Here is a 19,615-nt window from a genome sequence, read left to right as displayed (position 1 = left end):
ACGGCCGGTTACGGGGGCGTGCGGAGGCGCGGAGAGATCCCTCAGTACGCTGACGGCATGACGCGCACCCTTGCCAACGCCCCGATCATGATCCTGAACGGCCCCAACCTGAACCTGCTCGGTCAGCGCCAGCCCGAGATCTACGGCTCCGACACCCTCGACGACGTCGAGGCGCTGTGCGCCAAGGCGGCGGCAGCGCACGGCGGAACCGTGGACCTCCGGCAGAGCAACCACGAGGGTCAGTTGGTGGACTGGATCCACGAGGCGCGCGAGCACCACGTGGGCATCGTGATCAACCCGGCGGCCTACTCGCACACGTCAGTCGCGATTCTGGACGCGCTCAACACCTGTGACGGAATGCCGGTGTTGGAGGTCCATATCTCCAACATCCATCAGCGCGAGGCGTTCCGGCACCACTCGTACGTCTCCCAGCGCGCCGACGGCGTCATCGCGGGGTGCGGGGTGCAGGGGTACGCGTTCGCGGTGGAGCGGGTGGCCGCGCTGGTCGGCGCGGCCTGAGCCCCGCCCGCGTATGCCGGCGTAGGCGGCTCACCAGCCCCGCTGACGCCATTCCGGCAGGTGCGGGCGCTCGGCGCCGAGCGTCGTGTCGCTCCCGTGGCCGGGATAGACCCAGGTCTCGTCGGGGAGCGTGCCGAAGATCTTCGTCTCGACGTCGTGCAGCAGGCTCGCGAAGGCCTTCGGGTCCTTGTGTGTGTTGCCGATGCCGCCGGGGAAGAGGCAGTCGCCGGTGAAGACGTGCGGGTGGCCGTGCGGGTCGTCGTACACCAGGGCGATCGAGCCCGGCGTGTGGCCGACCAGGTGGCGCGCGGTGAGGGAGACGTGCCCGACGTTCACGGTGTCGCCGTCGATGAGCGGGATGTCCGTGGGTACGGGGATGCCGTCGACGTCCTCGCGGCCCGCGTAGGTACGGGCGCCGGTCGCCTCGACGACCGCGGCGAGGGCCTGCCAGTGGTCGCCGTGCTGGTGAGTGGTGACGACGGACGCGATGCCGTCGCCACCGATCAGCGTGAGCAGCGTCGAGGAGTCGTTCGCCGCGTCGATCAGAAGCTGCTCGTCCGTGGCCCGGCAGCGCAGCAGATAGGCGTTGTTGTTCATCGGGCCGACCGCGACCTTCGAGATCATCAGGTCCTGCAGCTCGTGCACATCCGCACCGCCGCCGACCTTCACTGCTCCGCTGTACGTCATGTGACTCAGCCTATAGCGGGGGCAGAGAGGGCAGGAGACCGCCTTCGGCCGTCAGCGCGGAGCCGTCACGACGACCGGAGAGCCAGCCGACCACGTCGGACGCGGGGCCGGAAGCGGTGACCTCGGGCTCGCCGTCCCGGCCGGTGCTCCACGCGTGCGTGCCGTCCGTGACCCGCGTCGGCGGCACATCCGGGTTACCCGAGAAACGGGCCGCCAGGAACGCGATCTCCCGCTGCACGAATTCCTCCGGCAGCTCTTCGAGCTCGTACCCGACACCGAGGTCGACGTGGTGCAGCTCGACCTCGACCCACCGCCGGAACGGCACCCGGGACGCGGAGTCGGTTACCCCGTTGCGCAGCTCGACGGTGCGGGACCAGTCGGAGGGGATCGTGCCCGCGGCCTCGAAGCGCTCCGCGGACTCGCGTACGTCGACGAGCTGCTCGGCCAGTGGCCGGGGCGCGTCCCGCTCGATGTCGTTGTCCCGCGCGTCGCCGCTCACGTACATCGGCCGACCGGCCAGCACATTCACGAGTGCGTCCGCGTTCCGGGCGATGTGAGCCAGGACATGACCGCGGGTCCAGCCCGGCAGGAGTGACGGCTCGGCGGTCGAATCGTTGTTCAGTTTCGTGGCTGCGGTGAGCAGTCGGTCGGTCGCGTCACGTACAGAGGCCAGGTCGCGCACATGATCAATCATGCGCCTGACGATAGCCGCGCCACACGTTCGGGTGAAGGTGTTGGAGCGGCACCGCTAATCGAATGCACGTGCTATATGGTCGGGTGCGGCATCGGGCATTCTTGGTGGTCCGGGTTTGTTATCAACCAGGGCGACCGCCCCGGCGTTGTCAGTGGCTCGCCCTAGTCTGTGAATGACGGGGGTCCCGCCCCTGTCACTTCTCTCAAGAAAGGTGCGGACCGGCGTGGCCGACCGTCTCATCGTCCGTGGCGCGCGCGAGCACAATCTCAAGAACGTCTCGCTCGACCTCCCGCGTGACTCCCTCATCGTCTTCACCGGGCTCTCTGGGTCGGGCAAGTCCTCGCTCGCGTTCGACACGATCTTCGCCGAGGGCCAGCGGCGGTACGTGGAGTCGCTGTCCTCGTACGCCCGGCAGTTCCTCGGTCAGATGGACAAGCCGGACGTCGACTTCATCGAGGGCCTCTCGCCCGCGGTCTCCATCGACCAGAAGTCGACCTCGCGCAACCCGCGCTCCACGGTCGGCACCATCACCGAGGTCTACGACTACCTCCGTCTGCTCTTCGCGCGCATCGGCAAGCCGCACTGTCCCGAGTGCGGTCGCCCCATCTCCCGGCAGTCGCCGCAGGCCATCGTCGACAAGGTCCTGGAGCTGCCGGAAGGCAGCCGCTTCCAGGTCCTCTCGCCGCTGGTGCGCGAGCGCAAGGGCGAGTTCGTCGACCTCTTCGCCGACCTCCAGACCAAGGGGTACAGCCGCGCGCGGGTCGACGGCGAGACGATCCAGCTCTCCGAGCCGCCCACGCTGAAGAAGCAGGAGAAGCACACCATCGAGGTGGTCATCGACCGCCTCACGGTGAAGGACTCCGCCAAGCGCCGCCTGACCGACTCCGTGGAGACCGCGCTCGGCCTCGCCGGAGGCATGGTCGTACTCGACTTCGTCGACCTCCCCGAGGACGACCCCGAGCGCGAGCGGATGTACTCGGAGCACCTGTACTGCCCGTACGACGACCTGTCCTTCGAAGAGCTCGAGCCCCGCTCCTTCTCCTTCAACTCGCCCTTCGGCGCCTGCCCGGACTGCACCGGCATCGGCACGCGCATGGAGGTCGACCCCGAGCTGATCGTCCCGGACGAGGACAAGTCGCTCGACGAGGGTGCCATCCACCCCTGGTCGCACGGCCACACCAAGGAGTACTTCGGGCGGCTCGTCGGCGCGCTCGCGGACGCGCTCGGCTTCTCCACCGACATGCCCTGGGCGGGTCTCCCGCAGCGCGCCAAGAAGGCACTCCTGAACGGCCACAAGACGCAGATCGAGGTGCGCTACCGCAATCGGTACGGCCGCGAGCGGGTCTACACCACCGCCTTCGAAGGCGCCGTCCCCTTCGTCAAGCGCCGCCACAGCGAGGCCGAGAGCGACGCCAGCCGCGAGCGCTTCGAGGGCTACATGCGCGAGGTGCCCTGCCCCACCTGTGAGGGCACGCGTCTCAAGCCGATCGTCCTGGCCGTCTCGGTCATGGGGAAGTCCATCGCCGAGGTCTCGGCGATGTCCATCAGCGACTGCGCGGACTTCCTCGCCGAGCTGAGGCTGGGCGCCCGCGACAAGAAGATCGCCGAGCGCGTCCTGAAGGAGGTCAACGAACGGCTGCGGTTCCTGGTCGACGTCGGCCTGGACTATCTCTCCCTGAACCGCGCGGCGGGCACCCTCTCCGGAGGCGAGGCCCAGCGCATCCGCCTGGCCACGCAGATCGGCTCCGGCCTCGTCGGCGTCCTGTACGTACTGGACGAGCCCTCCATCGGCCTGCACCAGCGCGACAATCACCGGCTCATCGAGACCCTCGTGCGCCTGCGCGACATGGGCAACACGCTCATCGTCGTCGAGCACGACGAGGACACCATCAAGGTCGCCGACTGGGTCGTGGACATCGGCCCCGGCGCGGGCGAGCACGGCGGCAAGGTCGTGCACAGCGGCTCCATGAAGGAGCTCCTGTCCAACGCCGAATCCGTGACCGGGCAGTATCTGTCGGGCAAGAAGTCCATCCCCGTGCCGGACATTCGCCGCCCCGCGGACCCCTCCCGTCAGCTGACGGTGCACGGCGCCCGGGAGAACAACCTCCAGGACATCGACGTCTCCTTCCCGCTCGGCGTCCTCACCGCCGTCACGGGCGTCTCGGGCTCCGGCAAGTCGACGCTGGTGAACGACATCCTCTACACGCACCTGGCGCGCGAGCTGAACGGCGCCCGCTCCGTCCCCGGACGGCACACGCGCGTGGAGGGCGACGACCTCGTCGACAAGGTCGTGCACGTCGACCAGTCGCCCATCGGCCGCACGCCGCGGTCGAACCCGGCGACGTACACCGGAGTCTTCGACCACGTCCGCAGGCTGTTCGCGGAGACGATGGAGGCGAAGGTCCGGGGCTATCTCCCCGGCCGCTTCTCCTTCAACGTCAAGGGCGGCCGCTGCGAGAACTGCTCCGGTGACGGCACGATCAAGATCGAGATGAACTTCCTGCCGGATGTGTACGTCCCCTGCGAGGTCTGTCACGGGGCGCGCTACAACCGCGAGACGCTGGACGTCCACTACAAGGGCAAGTCCATCGCCGAGGTCCTGGACATGCCGATCGAGGAAGCGCTCGACTTCTTCGAGGCGGTGCCGGCCATCTCCCGCCACCTGCGCACACTCAACGACGTGGGTCTGGGGTACGTCCGGCTCGGCCAGTCCGCGCCGACGCTCTCCGGCGGTGAGGCCCAGCGTGTGAAGCTGGCCTCCGAGCTCCAGAAGCGCTCGACCGGACGGACCGTCTACGTACTGGACGAGCCGACCACCGGTCTGCACTTCGAGGACATCAGCAAGCTGATCTCGGTGCTGTCCGGCCTGGTGGACAAGGGCAACACGGTCATCGTCATCGAGCACAACCTCGACGTCATCAAGACCGCGGACTGGGTCGTCGACATGGGCCCCGAGGGCGGCAACGGCGGCGGTCTCGTCGTCGCCGAGGGCACGCCCGAGGAGGTCGCGGGAGTCACGACGAGCCACACGGGCAAGTTCCTGCGGGACATCCTCGCGGCGGACCGGTTCAGTGATGGGGCCTCGCAGGGGCGTAAGCGGGCTGTTGCCTCGGCGGTGAAGAAGCCGGCCTCCGCCAAGGCCACGGCGAAGACCGCTGCGGCCAAGACGGCCCCTGCCAAGAAGGCTGTCGCCAAGAAGGCCGCCCCGACGAAGGCTGCTGCGAAGAAGGCCGCCCCGAAGAAGGCGGCTCCGAAGAAGGCGACCAAGGCTCGCAAGGCCTGATGGGAATGCGCGACCGGACGCGTGCGCCTGTGGGTGCGTCGTGGCCGGTCGCGCAGCTCCCCGCGCTCCTTGAGGGGCGCCTCTTGTCCGGCGGTCTGTTCTCATGTTCGCCTTGGCCGCATGACCGTACGTCTTGAACGCCAAGGCCCCGTCACCACCATCGTGCTGTCCAGGCCCGACGTGCGGAACGCCGTCGACGGGCCCACCGCCCACGCCCTCGCCGACGCGTTCCGTGCCTTCGAAGCGGACCCCGACGCGTACGTCGCGGTGCTGTGGGGCGAGGGCGGCACCTTCTGTGCCGGCGCCGACCTCAAGGCCATCGGGACACCGTCCGGGAACGAGGTGACCGAGAAGGGCGACGGACCCATGGGCCCGACCCGCATGCGCCTTTCCAAGCCCGTCATCGCGGCGATCTCCGGACACGCGGTCGCCGGAGGCCTGGAGCTCGCGCTCTGGTGCGATCTGCGGGTCGCCGATGAGGACGCCGTACTCGGCGTCTTCTGCCGCCGCTGGGGCGTACCACTCATCGACGGCGGGACGGTGCGACTGCCCCGGCTCATCGGCGAGAGCCGGGCCATGGACCTGGTGCTCACCGGCCGCCCCGTCCCCGCGGCGGAGGCGCTCGCGATGGGCCTGGTCAACCGGACCGTACCGCCGGGCACCTCCCGCGCCGCGGCCGAACGCCTCGCCGCGGAGATCGCCGCGTTCCCCCAGACCTGCCTCCGGAACGACCGGCTGTCCGTCCGGGAACAGGGCGGCCTGACCGAGGAGGAGGCGATGGCGGGCGAACTGCGCCACGGCCTGCGGTCCCTCGCCGACGCGGCGGACGGCGCGGCCAGGTTCGCCGCGGGGGAGGGGCGGCACGGTGAGTTCACGGAACCTGAGCCCCCGGCTGACTCCTGAGCCCCGGCTGACTCCTGAGCCCCGGCTGACTCCTGAGCCCCGGCTCACTCCTGAGCCCCCGGCTGACTCCTGCCGGGTTCTCAGCAGGTGCCGCGTTCGCCGCCGCTCACCCCCAGCTCCTTCGCATACGGAGGCTCCGCGCCCGGGCGGGACACGGTGATGGCTGCCGCGCGTGCCGCGAAGCGCAGGATCTCGCCCCAGCTGTCCGCGCCGAGGGAGGACAGGGGCTCCACGGAAAGCGCGTCCCGTGCGGAAAGCGCGTGCAGCAGGGCCGCGTTGACCGTGTCGCCCGCGCCGATAGTGTCCACCACGTCGACCTGCTCGCCCGGCACCGACCACTCCCCGCCGTCCCGCGTGAAGACGGTGAGGCCCTTGCCACCACGCGTGATCACCACTGCTCCGGGGCCGAACGCGAGCCACTCGCGCGGCGTGCCGCCGAGCCAACTCGCGTCGTCCTCCGAGAGCTTGAGCAGCGAGACCGTCGGCAGCCAGCTCTTGAACCGGGACCGGTAGGCGTCGGCGTCCGGAATCAGACCCGCCCGGATGTTGGGATCCAGCGCCGTGCAGACGCCCTGTGCCGCCGCCCGGCGCATCAGCTCCTCGTACGCGCTCGCACCCGGTTCGAGGACGAGCGAGCACGTGCCGAACGACATCGCGCGTACGTCGTCGGGCAGCTGCTCCGGGGCCGTGAAGAGCCGGTCCGCCGTGCCCTCGACGTAGAAGGAGTAATCGGCGGAGCCGTCCGCGCCGATCGAGGTGACGGCGAGCGTCGTCGGCTCGGCGCCCCGCTGGACGTACGACACGTCGACGCCCGCGGCCCGCAGTCCGTCGACCAGCGCGTCGCCGAACGCGTCCGCCGAGATCCGCGAGCAGAAGGCCACGGGGGAGCCGAGGCGGCCGAGGGCCACCGCGGTGTTGTACGGACCGCCGCCGAGCCGCGGGGCGAGCGCGGGCAGCCCGGCGTCGGCGGGGCCCTGCGGGACGAGGTCGATCAGGGCCTCTCCTGCGACGACTATCACGGGTGGTTCCTCTCGGCTCTGCGATCGTGGCTCTGCTGTCACGTCACTGCTGTCACGTCACTGCTGGCACGTCGCAGCTGGCGCGTGACTGCTGGCGCGTGACCGCGGTCGAGTCACTGCGGTCGTGTTCCCCGGCTTTGGCCACAGGCTAGGGCTTCACGGCGGCCCCGGCCCGACACGGGCGGCACTCGGGCACGGCCGCGCCCAACGCGGGCAAGCGGCACCCCACCGGTATGGTCTGATCCGTCACCGAAGCGACCGACCTGTGGAGATTCCATGCCCGGCACGCCGCCCCCCGCCCGCCGCACCGTGCTGCGCGCCGCCGCCCTCGTCCCCGCAGCCGGCCTGGGGATCACGGCTTGCTCGTCCGGCGGTGACGGCGGCGGCTCCAACCGGTCGGCGCCGACCGCGCCTGTGGACCTCGGGAAGTCCGACGAGGTGAAGGTCGGCGCGTCGAAGCTCTACACCGGCGAGAACGTCGTCGTCAGCCGCATCTCGGACGACGAGTACAAGGCGTTCAGCACGATCTGCACGCACGAGAAGTGCCCCATCAACAAGCTCGAGGGCCACAAGCTCATCTGCCCCTGCCACGGCAGTCAGTTCGACGCCACGAACGGCAAGGTGCTGCACGCCCCCGCCGTCAGGCCGCTGGAGGAGCTGCCGGTGAAGGTGGCGGACGGCAAGATCGTCGCGGGCTGAGGGCGGGCGCGCGCGTTCACTCCCAGTCCCACGCGATCCCCAGGATTCCCGCTCGCACCTGCGGCTCCACGAGGTGCACCGACCGATGGCTGCCGCTCAGCGTCAGCTCCTGGCGCCCACCGCGCGGCGCGGCGGCCGAATGCTGGGTGAAGCGGTGGCAGCGTACGGGCAGCGCCCCCTCGTCGAACCGCACCTGGAGCGCGTACTGCCCGCCCGCGAAGCTGAAGCCACGGAAGTACTCGGTGGCCGCCCCCGCCGTGCCGTCCTCGAAGCCGTAGCGGAACAGATGTGTGTCGCCCGCGCGCAGGCGCGCGTCGAAGAGCAGCTCGGCGACGAGCACCCCCGTCTCGTGGTGCCACCGCACGCGTCCCGTGCGGCAGTTCTCCAGGGCGTGCACGCCGACCCGTTCCGGTACGCAGCCGGGGTCGCCGTGATAGATCGCGAGGTAGCGGTCCACGGCGTCCCGGTGGGCGCGCACCACATGCTGCGAGTCGCGGCCGAGCAGCTCGCGCCGCCCGCCGATCCGCACCCGCTCATGGTGGCCGATGGTGTGCAGCCCGCCGTCGAGCGGCGACCCGAGCTCGGCGATCAGCTCCTGGAGGACGTCGGACGCGTCGAGGAGGGAGCGGTAGGAGCGCGCGGCGGGGCGTTCGCAGTCGGGGTGCTGGGAGGGCTTGGCGAGCAGCCGGATCAGTGATTCCTCGGGGAGTCCGAGGATCTCCTCGAGGGCGCGCACGGCGCGGAGCGACTCGGTGCGCTGGGGGCGCCGCGCGCCCTGCTGCCAGTAACTCAGGCTGGTCACCCCGACGTTGACGCCCTGGCGCGCGAGATGATGCCGTACGCGTTGCAGGGGAAGGCGGCGTGCGGCGATCGCGGCCCGCAGTGCCACGTGGAAGGGGCCGGTGCGCAGGGCGGCCTCCAGGTCCGCCGTCGCACCGTCCGCGAGCTGTGTGCCGTGCCGCATCGCAAGACCCTTCTGTGAACATTCACATCGGCCGTCCGGGCGTACGCGCCGGTCGGAGCGGGCCACCAGGTGGGCGTACGAGGGGTGTTCACATACGTACGCCGCCGTTCACGGCCCAAGTAATCCCGCATTGAACCTTGTTGACCTGCACCCGACAACACTCGATGCTCAATCGCAGCGTCCGGACGCGCTCCTCCACCACCCCCACCCCCCTCGGGAGGAACGCGATGCGCCATAGAACCAGCAGGTACGGCGGACGCAGACGGTTGTCCGCGCTCGCCCTCGTGGCGGCGGCCCTGGTCGCCGCACCGGCGGCCACGGCCACGGCCGCCCCCGATGACCCGTCCGTTCTCGCCTCCAAGCGCCTGAACATCACGATGCAGGCCCAGCAGAAGACCAACTGGTGCTGGGCCGCGGCCGGGAACACGATCGCCACCTTCTACGGCAAGCAGTACAGCCAGAACCAGTTCTGCAACGCCGCCTTCGGGCGCAACCAGAACACCGAGTGCCCCAACTCGCAGGCCACGCTCGGCGACGTGCAGAACGGTCTGGACTGGGCGGGCGTCAACGCCGGTTCGTACGTCAACGGCTGGCTGCGCTATCCGACCGTGCAGGCCGAGATCAACGCGGGCCGCCCGGTCGAGACCCGCATCCAGTGGTCCAACGGCGGCGGCCACATGCATGTGCTCTACGGGTACGACGACGCGAGCAGCTGGGTCTACTGGGGCGATCCGTGGCCCTCCAGCAGCCGCTACAACTGGGCCTCGCACAGCTGGTACGTCAACAACAACACCTTCTCCTGGACCCACTCGCTGTACCGGATCGGGGCGTGAGCGCGATGAACCGTCACCTTCCTCGTCAGCGCTCCCTTCGGCTTTCCTGTCGGCTTTCCCGTCAGCCGCTGAGGGCGGTGCTCGCCGGCTCGGCCGCCGTCCTGCTGCTCGGCGTCGCGGCGCCGCACGCCACCGCGGACTCCGGGCCATCGGACGCATCCCCCGCTTCCCGTGAGGCGGCTCACGACGCCGCGAGCGCACCCGGGACCCTCGACACGCTCTCCCGCTTCTTCGCGCGGGAAGGGGCGGTCAGCAAGGCCGCGGCGGACCCGCGCGTGCAGGGCACCGACGCCGTGCCCGTGCGGTACCTCTCCCCGGAGTTCGTCGCCGGAGAGAAGGGCGTGCCGGTCGCCCGCGTGGAATTCCTCGCCAGCAAGGCGGTCTCGTCGGACGGGCAGGAGGCGTCCCTGTGGACCGTGAAGCAGGGCGGCTCCTGGCAGGTCGTGAACATCGCCACCGGGGACGATGAGACGCACTACGCGCGCGTGGGCGCCGACAAGCTCCCCGGGGGCACGGTTTTCCACGAGCCGCAGATCAATGCCTGGTACGTGCAGGGGCGGGGGCGGGTGCTGCCGCTCGACGCGGACGCGGTGCGTGCCGTGGGCGCGGGCGGGGCCTCGGTCGCCGCCTACCAGAAGCGCGTGCACGCCGCCTACGCGGACAAGCTGCCGGGCTCCGCGTACGCGAAGTCCGGCGAGGCGGGGGGCTTCGCCCCGAAGGAGCGGGCTGCGGAGCCCCCAGCGGCTCCGGCGTCGGCTTCGGCCGAGGGACCCGTCACGGTCGCCTCCTCCGTGGCAGGAGCGGGGGCGCTGCTCGCCCTCGGCCTCACCGGAGTGGCCGTCCTGCGACGCCGCCCCCAGCAGCACAGCTGACCCGCCCCCGGCCTCCGGCCGGAAGCTTCCCCACCCACCCGCCCTACAGGGCGGGTGGGCTCAAGGGCTGAGGAGCCGGAGCCCGAGGCGACGGGCCGCCGGGCAGGGCGGCGCAGGCGCGGGGCGCCGACCTCCGAGCGAGCAGGGGACGCGCCCTCGATGGGTAGCGGCGGGCTTAGGTAAGCGGCTTTCGCGCGTGGCGGTGTATCCCTTCCGGCGGGGAAGTGGCGGCCTAGGCAGGCGGGGTCCGGGCATGGCGGGTTCCCCCTCTGGCGGGGAAGTGGCGGGCTCAGGTCGCTGGCCTTCGAGCGGGCAGCGGACGCGCGCCCCCGACGGGAGCGGCGGGCTCAGGTCACGGCTTTCGAGCGAGCAGGGGACGCGCCCGCGATGGGTAGCGGCGGGCTTAGGTAAGCGGCTTTCGCGCGTGGCGGTGTATCCCTTCCGGCGGGGAAGCAGCGTCCTAGACAGGCGGGGTCCGGGCATGGCGGGCTCCCCCTCCGGCGGAGGAGCGGCGGGCTCAGGTCGCCGGCCTTCGAGCGAGCAGCGGACGCGCGCCCCCGACGGGAGGGGCGGGCTCAGGTCGCCGGCCTTCGAGCGAGCAGCGGACGCGCGCCCCCGACGGGAGCGGCGGGCTCAGGTCATCGGCTTTCGAGCGAGCAGGGGACGCGCCCGCGATGGGTAGCGGCGGGCTCAGGTAAGCGGCTTTCGCGCGTGGCGGTGTATCCCTTCCGGCGGGGAAGTGGCGGCCTAGGCAGGCGGGGTCCGAGTGTGGCGGGCTCCCCCACTGGCGGGGAAGTGGCGGGCTCAGGTCGCCGGCCTTCGTGCGTGGCGGGGTGCACCCCCTCCAGCCTCTGACTGTCAGCCGCCGCCAGTAGGGTGTGGAGCATGGCAGACCCCTCCAGCTACCGCCCCAAGCCGGGACAGATCCCCGACTCGCCGGGGGTCTATCGGTTCCGCGACGAACACCGCCGGGTGATCTACGTGGGCAAGGCGAAAAGCCTGCGCCAGCGCCTGAACAGTTACTTCCAGGACCTCGCCCATCTGCATCCGCGTACCGCCACGATGGTGACGACCGCCGCATCCGTCGAGTGGACGGTGGTCTCCACCGAGGTCGAGGCGCTGCAGCTGGAGTACTCCTGGATCAAGGAGTTCGACCCCCGGTTCAACGTCAAGTACCGCGACGACAAGAGCTATCCGTACCTCGCGGTGACGATGAACGAGGAGTTCCCGCGGGTTCAGGTGATGCGCGGCCACAAGAAGAAGGGCGTCCGCTACTTCGGGCCCTACGGCCACGCGTGGGCGATCCGCGACACCGTGGACCTCCTCCTGCGGGTCTTCCCCGTCCGCACCTGCTCGGCCGGAGTCTTCAAGAACGCCGAGCGCACAGGACGCCCCTGCCTCCTCGGCTACATCGGCAAGTGCGCCGCGCCCTGCGTCGAGCGCGTCTCCCCGCAGGAGCACCGCGAACTCGCCGAGGACTTCTGCGAGTTCATGACGGGCCGCACGGGCGCGTACATCCGCCGCATCGAGCGGCAGATGGCGGACGCAGCCGAGGACATGGAGTACGAGAAGGCGGCCCGCCTCCGCGACGACATCGGGGCCCTCAAGAAGGCCATGGAGAAGAGCGCCGTCGTCCTCGCCGACGCCACGGACGCCGACCTCATCGCGCTCGCCGAGGACGAGCTGGAGGCGGCCGTCCAGATCTTCCACGTCCGCGGCGGCCGCGTGCGCGGCCAGCGCGGCTGGGTCACCGACAAGGTCGAGGCGGTCACCAGCGGCGACCTCGTCGAGCACGCCCTCCAGCAGCTGTACGGGGAGGAGAGCGGCGACTCCGTACCGAAGGAAGTCCTCGTACCCGCGCTGCCCGACCCCACAGAGCCCGTCCAGGAGTGGCTCACCGAGCGCCGTGGTTCGAACGTCTCGCTGCGCATCCCGCAGCGCGGCGACAAGAAGGCGCTCATGGAGACCGTGGCGCGCAACGCCCAGCAGTCGCTCGTGCTGCACAAGACCAAGCGCGCATCCGACCTCACGACCCGCTCCCGCGCTCTGGAGGAGATCGCCGAAGCGCTCGAACTGGACAGCGCCCCGCTGCGCATCGAGTGCTACGACATCTCGCATCTGCAGGGCGACGACGTCGTGGCCTCGATGGTCGTCTTCGAGGACGGCCTCGCCCGCAAGAGCGAGTACAGGCGCTTCCAGATCAAGGGCTTCGAGGGCCAGGACGACGTCCGCTCGATGCACGAGGTGCTCACGCGCCGCTTCAAGCGCTATATCGCCGACAAGGAGAAGACGGGGGAGTGGGATCCGGAGGAGTCCGGCGAGATCCCCGCGGGCAACGGCGACGCGAACAGCCTCACCGAGGAGGACGGCCGCCCCAAGCGCTTCGCCTACCCGCCCCAGCTCGTCGTCGTCGACGGCGGCCAGCCGCAGGTCGCGGCCGCCCAGCGGGCCCTCGACGAGCTCGGCATCGACGACATCGCGGTGTGCGGCCTCGCCAAGCGCCTCGAAGAGGTCTGGGTGCCGGGCGACGACGACCCGGTGATCCTGCCGCGCACCAGTGAGGGCCTGTACCTTCTCCAGCGGGTACGCGACGAGGCGCACCGCTTCGCGATCACGTATCAGCGCGCCAAGCGGGCCAAGCGCTTCAAGGCCGGACCGCTGGACGCCGTGCCGGGCCTCGGCGACGCCCGCAAGCAGACGCTGATCAAGCACTTCGGTTCGGTGAAGAGGCTGCGATCCGCGACAATTGATCAAATCTGCGAGATTCCCGGCATAGGCCGCAAGACGGCCGAGGCCGTCATCGTGGCCCTGGCCGGAGCGACGCCCGCGGGGCCCGCCGTGAACACGGCGACCGGAGAGATCATTGAAGAAGAGGAGCCCGCGAGCGCGGGAGCCTCGGACGATGGCGAGGAGCCCGTGTCCGCGGGCACCTCAGAAGAACGACGGGGGCAGGAGCCATGACCGAGCACGACGAAGGCGGCGAGCAAGTGAGTACGGGCACGACCATCACGCCAGGTGAGGCCGCCGAGACGGCGATCCCCGAGCTGGTGATCATCTCCGGCATGTCGGGTGCCGGACGCAGCACCGCGGCCAAGTGTCTGGAGGACCTCGGCTGGTTCGTCGTCGACAACCTGCCGCCCGCGCTGATCCCCACCATGGTGGAGCTCGGCGCCCGCTCGCAGGGGAACGTCGCCCGCATCGCGGTCGTCGTCGATGTGCGAGGCCGCCGCTTCTTCGACAACCTGCGCCAGTCCCTCGCGGACCTGGAGGCCAAGCACGTCACCCGGCGGATCGTCTTCCTGGAGTCCTCGGACGACGCCCTGGTGCGCCGCTTCGAGTCGGTCCGCCGCCCGCACCCGCTGCAGGGCGACGGCCGCATCGTCGACGGCATCGCGGCCGAGCGCGAACTCCTGCGCGAGCTGCGCGGCGACGCCGACCTGGTGATCGACACCTCCAGCCTGAACGTGCACGAGCTGCGGGCCAAGATGGACGCCTCGTTCGCGGGCGACGAGGAGCCCGAGCTGCGGGCCACCGTCATGTCCTTCGGCTTCAAGTACGGCCTGCCGGTCGACGCGGACCTCGTCGTGGACATGCGCTTCCTGCCCAACCCCCACTGGGTCCCTGAGCTGCGCCAGTACACAGGGCTCAACGAGGAGGTGGCGGCGTACGTCTTCAACCAGCCGGGCGCCAAGGAGTTCCTCGACCGGTACGCCGAGCTGCTCCAGCTCATCGCCGCGGGATACCGCCGCGAGGGCAAGCGTTACGTGACGATCGCGGTCGGCTGCACGGGCGGCAAGCACCGCTCCGTCGCCATGTCGGAGAAGCTCGCTGCGCGCCTCGTGTCCGAGGGCGTCGAGACCGTCCTCGTCCATCGGGACATGGGGCGAGAGTGAAGTCCTCCCTGCGGCTGAACCGTCTGGGCCGCAAGCGGGGCACCCAGCCCAAGGTGGTGGCGCTCGGCGGCGGGATGGGCCTGTCCGCCTCGCTCGCCGGGCTGCGCCGCATCACCGGTGACCTCACCGCCGTGGTCACCGTCGCCGACGACGGCGGCTCGAGCGGCCGGCTCCGCGACGAACTGGGCGTGCTGCCGCCGGGCGACCTGCGCAAGGCGCTCGCCGCCCTGTGCGGGGACGACGACTGGGGCCAGACCTGGGCCCGCGTCATCCAGCACCGCTTCCAGTCCAAGGGCGACCTGCACGAGCACGCGGTCGGCAATCTGCTGATCGTCGCCCTGTGGGAGCAGCTCGGCGACCACGTCCAGGCCCTCGACCTGGTTGGCAAGCTGCTCGGCGCGCACGGCCGTGTGCTGCCCATGTCGGCGGTGCCGCTGGAGCTCCAGGCCCTGGTCAAGGGGCACGACCCGGAGCGCCCGGACGACGTGGACACGGTGCGCGGGCAGGCCACGGTGGCGCTCACCCCGGGTGAGGTGCAGTCCGTGCACCTCGTCCCGCACGACCCGCCGGCCGTCCCCGAAGCGGTCGCCGCGGTGCTCGACGCGGACTGGGTGGTGCTCGGCCCTGGTTCCTGGTTCTCCTCGGTGATCCCCCATCTGCTGGTCCCCGAACTGCTCGACGCGCTCATCGAGACGAAGGCCCGCAGGGTGCTCTCGCTCAACCTCGCGCCACAACCCGGTGAAACCGATGGGTTCTCTCCGCAGCGTCATTTGGAGGTTTTGGCCCGACACGCCCCTAAACTCGCCCTGGACGTGGTGCTGGCCGACGACGCCGCCGTGCCCGACCGTGAGTCACTCTCCGATGCCGCCAAGCGGCTCGGCGCCACGGTCGAGCTGGCGCCGGTGGCCAGGCACGATGGCACTCCGAGGCACGATCCGGAGCTCCTGGCCACCGCGTACGACCGTATTTTTCGGATGCATGGAAGGATCGGCCCATGGCGATGACGGCAGCGGTGAAGGACGAGATCTCCCGGCTTCCCGTCACCCGGACCTGCTGCAGAAAGGCAGAGGTCTCGGCCATCCTGCGGTTCGCGGGCGGCCTTCACCTGGTGAGCGGCCGCATCGTGATCGAGGCGGAGCTGGACACGGCGATGGCCGCGCGGCGGCTGAAGCGGGACATTCTCGAGATCTTCGGGCACAGCTCGGAGCTGATCGTGATGGCCCCCGGCGGGCTGCGGCGCGGCTCGCGCTACGTCGTACGGGTGGTTGCGGGCGGCGATCAGCTGGCCCGGCAGACGGGCCTCGTGGACGGCCGTGGACGCCCCATCAGGGGACTGCCGCCACAGGTGGTCTCGGGGGCCACCTGTGACGCCGAGGCCGCGTGGCGCGGGGCGTTCCTCGCGCACGGCTCGCTGACCGAGCCGGGGCGCTCCTCGTCCCTGGAGGTCACCTGCCCGGGCCCGGAGGCCGCGCTCGCCCTGGTCGGCGCCGCGCGCAGGCTGCAGATCGCCGCCAAGGCCCGTGAGGTGCGCGGCGTGGACCGTGTGGTCGTCCGGGACGGCGACGCGATCGGCGCCCTGCTCACCCGGCTCGGCGCCCACGAGTCGGTGCTCGCCTGGGAGGAGCGGCGGATGCGCCGCGAGGTGCGCGCCACCGCCAACCGCCTGGCCAACTTCGACGACGCGAACCTGCGCCGCTCGGCCCGCGCGGCCGTCGCCGCGGGCGCTCGTGTGCAGCGCGCCCTGGAGATCCTCGGTGACGAGGTCCCCGAGCACCTCGCGGCGGCCGGACGGCTGCGCATGGAGCACAAGCAGGCCTCCCTGGAGGAGCTGGGCGCGCTCGCCGACCCGGCGCTGACGAAGGACGCGGTCGCGGGGCGCATCCGCCGACTGCTCGCCATGGCGGACAAGCGGGCGCAGGACCTGGGGATTCCGGGTACGGAGTCCAATCTGAGCGAGGAGCTCGCCGACAACATGGCGGTCTGACCGCCGAGGCATGTCACGTAAGCCGCCGGAGCCGCCCAGGCACCGGCGGCTTTTTCGCGTCGCTCCCGGACACCACCCAGATGCCGTATTGACATGATCATGAAGTGTCACGAGCCTGGCGTTCGCGCACAAAAGTGCCGGACAGTCGCAAGGGGGGCTCATGAGACGAAGAGAGAGATCCAAGAGAACCAAGAGATCCAGAGCCGGTTTCAGATCCGTCGTCGCCGCGGGCGCGCTGCTCGTCGGCGGCCTCGTCGCCGTGCCGCACGCCCAGGCCGACAGCGGGGCGAAGGCCCCGGCCGCCGACGACCCGGCAGCCGTGAAGGTCTACGAGGCCCAGGTCACCCAGAAGCAGATCCCGATCCTCGTCGAGGCGGGCCAGGACGCCCACGAGCTCGCCGGCCAGACCCGCGAGCGCGGCACCGCCCGCGTCGAGGTCTACCTGACAAAGGCGCAGGCCAAGGGCGTCGAGCAGGAGGGCGTCGAGCTCACCGAGCAGAAGGTCTCCGCCAGTACGCAGCACAGGCTCAAGGCCGCGGGGGACGGCGTGTTCCGGCCGTACAGCGGCAAGGGCGGCCTCAAGGAGGAGATCGTCAAGACCGGTCAGGCCCACCCCGGCCTCACCAAGGTCGTCTCCATCGGCAAGACCCTGGGGGGCCAGGACATCCTCGCCCTGAAGCTCTCCAAGGGCGCAGCGAAGTCCAAGGACGGCTCCAAGCCGTCCACGCTCTACATGTCCAACCAGCACGCGCGCGAGTGGATCACCCCCGAGATGACCCGCCGGCTGATGCACCACTACCTCGACAACTACGGCAAGGACAAGCGCATCACCAAGCTCGTGAACTCCACCGAGCTGTGGTTCGTGCTCTCCGCCAACCCCGACGGCTACGACTTCACGCACGCCGCCGACGGTGATCGCCAGTGGCGCAAGAACCTCCGCGACATCGACGGCGACGGCAGGATCGCGGCAGGCGACGGCGTCGACCTCAACCGCAACTTCGCCTACAAGTGGGGCTACGACAACGAGGGTTCGTCACCGAACGCCTCGTCCGAGACCTACCGCGGCACGGGCCCCATGTCCGAGCCCGAGACCAAGGCGCTCGACCGCTTCCAAAAGCGCATCGGCTTCACGTACGGGATCAACTACCACTCCGCGGCCGAACTGCTCCTCTACGGAGTGGGCTGGCAGGTCGCCACGCCGACCCCGGACGACGTCCTCTACAAGGCGCTGAACGGCACCCCGGAGAAGCCCGCCGTCCCCGGCTACCACCCGCAGGTCGCATCGGAGCTCTACACCACCAACGGCGAGGCGGACGGCCACGCCGGCAACATCAACGGCATCTCGATGTTCACGCCGGAGATGTCCACCTGCCAGACCGCCTCCGACATCGACCCGAACGATCCCTGGAAGCCCGAGGACTGCGCCTCCATCTTCACCTTCCCGGACGACGAGAAGCTGATCCAGCAGGAGTTCGCGAAGAACGTCCCGTTCGCGCTCGCCGTCGCCGAGACCGCCAGCCACCCCGACCAGCCGGTCTCCGTCACCGGCATCGAGGCCCCCGACTTCACGCCGGACGCCTTCACGGGCTCCTACGTGCGCGGCGGGGACCAGGAAGTCGCCGTGACCGCCCGCAAGTCGGTGCGCGACAAGGAGCTCAACTACCGGATCAACGGCGGCCGTACGCACGACGAGAACCTCAAGGCCTGGAAGGGCGGCGAGACGTACGGCGGCGAGGACAACCTCCACTTCGACCAGTACCGCGCCGAGGTCGAGGACGCGCGCGCGGGCGACAAGGTCGAGGTGTGGTTCACCGGCCGTACCAAGAAGGGGCGTACGGAGAGCCCGCACTTCACGTACACCGTCACCGAGCGGGCCAAGGCCAACACCCTCGTCGTCGCCGAGGAAGGCGCCCCCGCGACGCAGGCGCAGAAGTACGTCGACGCCCTGAAGGCCAACGGGCGCTCCGCCGTGGTCTGGGACGTCGCCAAGCAGGGTGTACCGCACCCGCTCGGCGTCCTGTCGCACTTCTCCGCGGTCGTGCACTACACCGGCGACCCGGTCCCGTCGGCCGCCACCCAACTCGCCCTGCGCGCCTACCTCAACGAGGGCGGCAAGCTGGTCGAGTCCGGTGAGCGCACCGGCACCAACGTGGACCTCGGGGACGCGCTCTCCGACGACTTCGCGCAGTACTACCTCGGTGCGTACGAGCGCCTCTCCGCGCCCGGCGCCACCAGCTTCGCCGGCAGCGGCGCCCTCGACGGCGTGCAGACGCCGCTCGCCGCGGCCGACGCCAACCCCCTGGACAAGGCGGGCCGTTACACCGTCACGTCCGACAACCTGCCCGCCGACGAGTTCCCGCAGTTCAAGAGCGCGGCGGCAGGCAGCTATCCCGGCCTCAGCAACCCCTACGCCCCCTTCGAGGGCCAGGGCATGGCGTCGGCCTCCCACGCCGACCAGGACTGGAAGCGGCTGACCCGCACCATCGACCTGACCGGGGTCACGGCCGCGGACCAGCCGCAGCTTCGGTTCGCCCTCAACTGGAACCTGGAGACCGGCTACGACCACGGCGTTCTCGAAGCGCACACCACCGGTGCCGACGACTGGACCACGCTGCCGGACTCGAACGGCAACTCGTCCCAGGCGGCGCCCGCCGAATGCGGGGCCGGGTTCTTCATCAACGGCCACCCGTTCCTGCGCCACTACCTGACGCAGTCGGCGACCGGCTGCACGGCGTCCGGAACGAGCGGTGCCTGGAACAGCCTCACCGGGTCCTCCAGCGGCTGGAAGCCCGTCTCCTTCGACCTGAGCGCCTACGCGGGCAAGACGATCGAGGTGTCGCTCAGCTCCATCACCGACCCCTCCAGCGGGGGCCGCGGACTGTTTGCCGACAACGCTCAGCTCGTGATAGGAGGCAACGCCACGCAGACCGAGGGATTCGAGGCCTCGCTCGGCACCTGGAGCGTCGCTCCGGCGCCCCCCGGAAGCCCCGGCATCACGGGTGACTGGGCCCGTACGGGAGAGCTCTACAAGCCCTATGCGGCCGTCACAGCGCGTGACAGCGTGCTGCTCGGCTTCGGGTTCGAGCATGTACCCGGAAACGCCGAACGGGCCGCTCTTATGGGCGCATCCCTTGCACATCTGCGCCGCTGACGCTGCGTAATCAGGACCAAGGTCCCGGTGGCTCGTGCTCCCTACTCGGGGGTACGGGCCACCGTGCCGTCCGGGCCCCCTGTCGATGTCACCCAAAGGCCATCAGAGAGGTAG

At 70.4% G+C, this 19,615-nt stretch carries 15 protein-coding genes; 11 read left to right on the top strand and 4 right to left on the bottom strand.

What is annotated here, in order from left to right:
- Nucleotides 1-57: 57 nt before the first annotated feature.
- Nucleotides 58-519 (top strand): type II 3-dehydroquinate dehydratase, encoded by a 462-nt coding sequence (gene aroQ, locus ACZ5WE_RS00900; RefSeq protein ID WP_467690097.1) that lies wholly within the window; start codon nt 58-60, stop codon nt 517-519.
- Nucleotides 520-549: 30 nt separating this feature from the next.
- On the opposite strand, the gene ACZ5WE_RS00895 is transcribed toward aroQ, so the two are convergent.
- Both ACZ5WE_RS00895 and ACZ5WE_RS00890 read right to left on the bottom strand, forming a co-directional pair.
- A complete protein-coding gene (locus ACZ5WE_RS00895) occupies nt 550-1,206 on the bottom strand; it encodes an MBL fold metallo-hydrolase (protein ID WP_467690099.1) in 657 nt (218 codons plus the stop codon).
- 10 nt (nt 1,207-1,216) lie between these two features.
- The gene (locus ACZ5WE_RS00890) at nt 1,217-1,900 is read right to left on the bottom strand and encodes a maleylpyruvate isomerase family mycothiol-dependent enzyme (RefSeq protein WP_467690101.1); all 684 of its coding nucleotides are present in this window, start codon (nt 1,898-1,900) and stop codon (nt 1,217-1,219) included.
- Nucleotides 1,901-2,123: 223 nt separating this feature from the next.
- Between ACZ5WE_RS00890 and uvrA the strand changes: the two genes are divergently transcribed.
- Nucleotides 2,124-5,183, top strand: coding sequence for an excinuclease ABC subunit UvrA (gene uvrA / locus ACZ5WE_RS00885; protein ID WP_467690102.1), 3,060 nt, complete (start codon nt 2,124-2,126; stop codon nt 5,181-5,183).
- A gap of 120 nt (nt 5,184-5,303) precedes the next feature.
- Nucleotides 5,304-6,086 carry a crotonase/enoyl-CoA hydratase family protein gene (locus ACZ5WE_RS00880; protein ID WP_467690104.1) on the top strand — a complete coding sequence of 261 codons (783 nt, stop codon included), beginning with the start codon at nt 5,304-5,306 and terminating at the stop codon, nt 6,084-6,086.
- Nucleotides 6,087-6,166: 80 nt separating this feature from the next.
- Here the strand turns inward: ACZ5WE_RS00880 and ACZ5WE_RS00875 are convergent, their stop codons facing one another.
- A complete protein-coding gene (locus ACZ5WE_RS00875; RefSeq protein ID WP_467690106.1) occupies nt 6,167-7,105 on the bottom strand; it encodes a carbohydrate kinase family protein in 939 nt (312 codons plus the stop codon).
- 276 nt (nt 7,106-7,381) lie between these two features.
- On the opposite strand from ACZ5WE_RS00875, the gene ACZ5WE_RS00870 reads away from it, so the two are divergent.
- Nucleotides 7,382-7,804, top strand: coding sequence for a Rieske (2Fe-2S) protein (locus ACZ5WE_RS00870; protein ID WP_467690108.1), 423 nt, complete (start codon nt 7,382-7,384; stop codon nt 7,802-7,804).
- 16 nt (nt 7,805-7,820) lie between these two features.
- On the opposite strand, the gene ACZ5WE_RS00865 is transcribed toward ACZ5WE_RS00870, so the two are convergent.
- Complete coding sequence (locus ACZ5WE_RS00865; RefSeq protein WP_467690110.1) at nt 7,821-8,768, bottom strand: hypothetical protein; 948 nt, start codon at nt 8,766-8,768, stop codon at nt 7,821-7,823.
- Nucleotides 8,769-8,995: 227 nt separating this feature from the next.
- Between ACZ5WE_RS00865 and ACZ5WE_RS00860 the strand changes: the two genes are divergently transcribed.
- The 7 genes from ACZ5WE_RS00860 (at nt 8,996) to ACZ5WE_RS00830 (ending at nt 19,501) form a co-directional block, all read left to right on the top strand.
- Nucleotides 8,996-9,601, top strand: a complete 606-nt coding sequence (locus tag ACZ5WE_RS00860; RefSeq protein WP_467690111.1) for a papain-like cysteine protease family protein — start codon at nt 8,996-8,998, stop codon at nt 9,599-9,601.
- A 5-nt stretch (nt 9,602-9,606) separates the two neighbouring features.
- Entirely contained in the window at nt 9,607-10,473 is an 867-nt protein-coding gene (locus ACZ5WE_RS00855) for a hypothetical protein (RefSeq protein ID WP_467690113.1), read from the top strand.
- An 885-nt stretch (nt 10,474-11,358) separates the two neighbouring features.
- Nucleotides 11,359-13,434, top strand: coding sequence for an excinuclease ABC subunit UvrC (uvrC, locus tag ACZ5WE_RS00850; RefSeq protein ID WP_467690114.1), 2,076 nt, complete (start codon nt 11,359-11,361; stop codon nt 13,432-13,434).
- Nucleotides 13,431-14,366 carry an RNase adapter RapZ gene (rapZ, locus tag ACZ5WE_RS00845; RefSeq protein ID WP_467690116.1) on the top strand — a complete coding sequence of 312 codons (936 nt, stop codon included), beginning with the start codon at nt 13,431-13,433 and terminating at the stop codon, nt 14,364-14,366. Before uvrC ends, rapZ begins: the two co-directional genes overlap by 4 nt.
- Nucleotides 14,363-15,370, top strand: coding sequence for a gluconeogenesis factor YvcK family protein (locus ACZ5WE_RS00840; RefSeq protein ID WP_467690118.1), 1,008 nt, complete (start codon nt 14,363-14,365; stop codon nt 15,368-15,370). Before rapZ ends, ACZ5WE_RS00840 begins: the two co-directional genes overlap by 4 nt.
- Complete coding sequence (gene whiA / locus ACZ5WE_RS00835) at nt 15,361-16,350, top strand: DNA-binding protein WhiA (RefSeq protein WP_160504363.1); 990 nt, start codon at nt 15,361-15,363, stop codon at nt 16,348-16,350. The genes ACZ5WE_RS00840 and whiA overlap by 10 nt, the downstream gene beginning before the upstream one ends.
- Nucleotides 16,351-16,510: 160 nt before the next feature.
- Nucleotides 16,511-19,501, top strand: a complete 2,991-nt coding sequence (locus ACZ5WE_RS00830) for a M14 family metallopeptidase (RefSeq protein WP_467690120.1) — start codon at nt 16,511-16,513, stop codon at nt 19,499-19,501.
- Nucleotides 19,502-19,615: the final 114 nt, after the last annotated feature.

Source organism: Streptomyces sp. NPDC033180, from assembly GCF_055577645.1.
The sequence above is the reverse complement of the archived record's forward strand: the minus strand, read 5'-3'. Positions and strand labels throughout refer to the sequence as shown.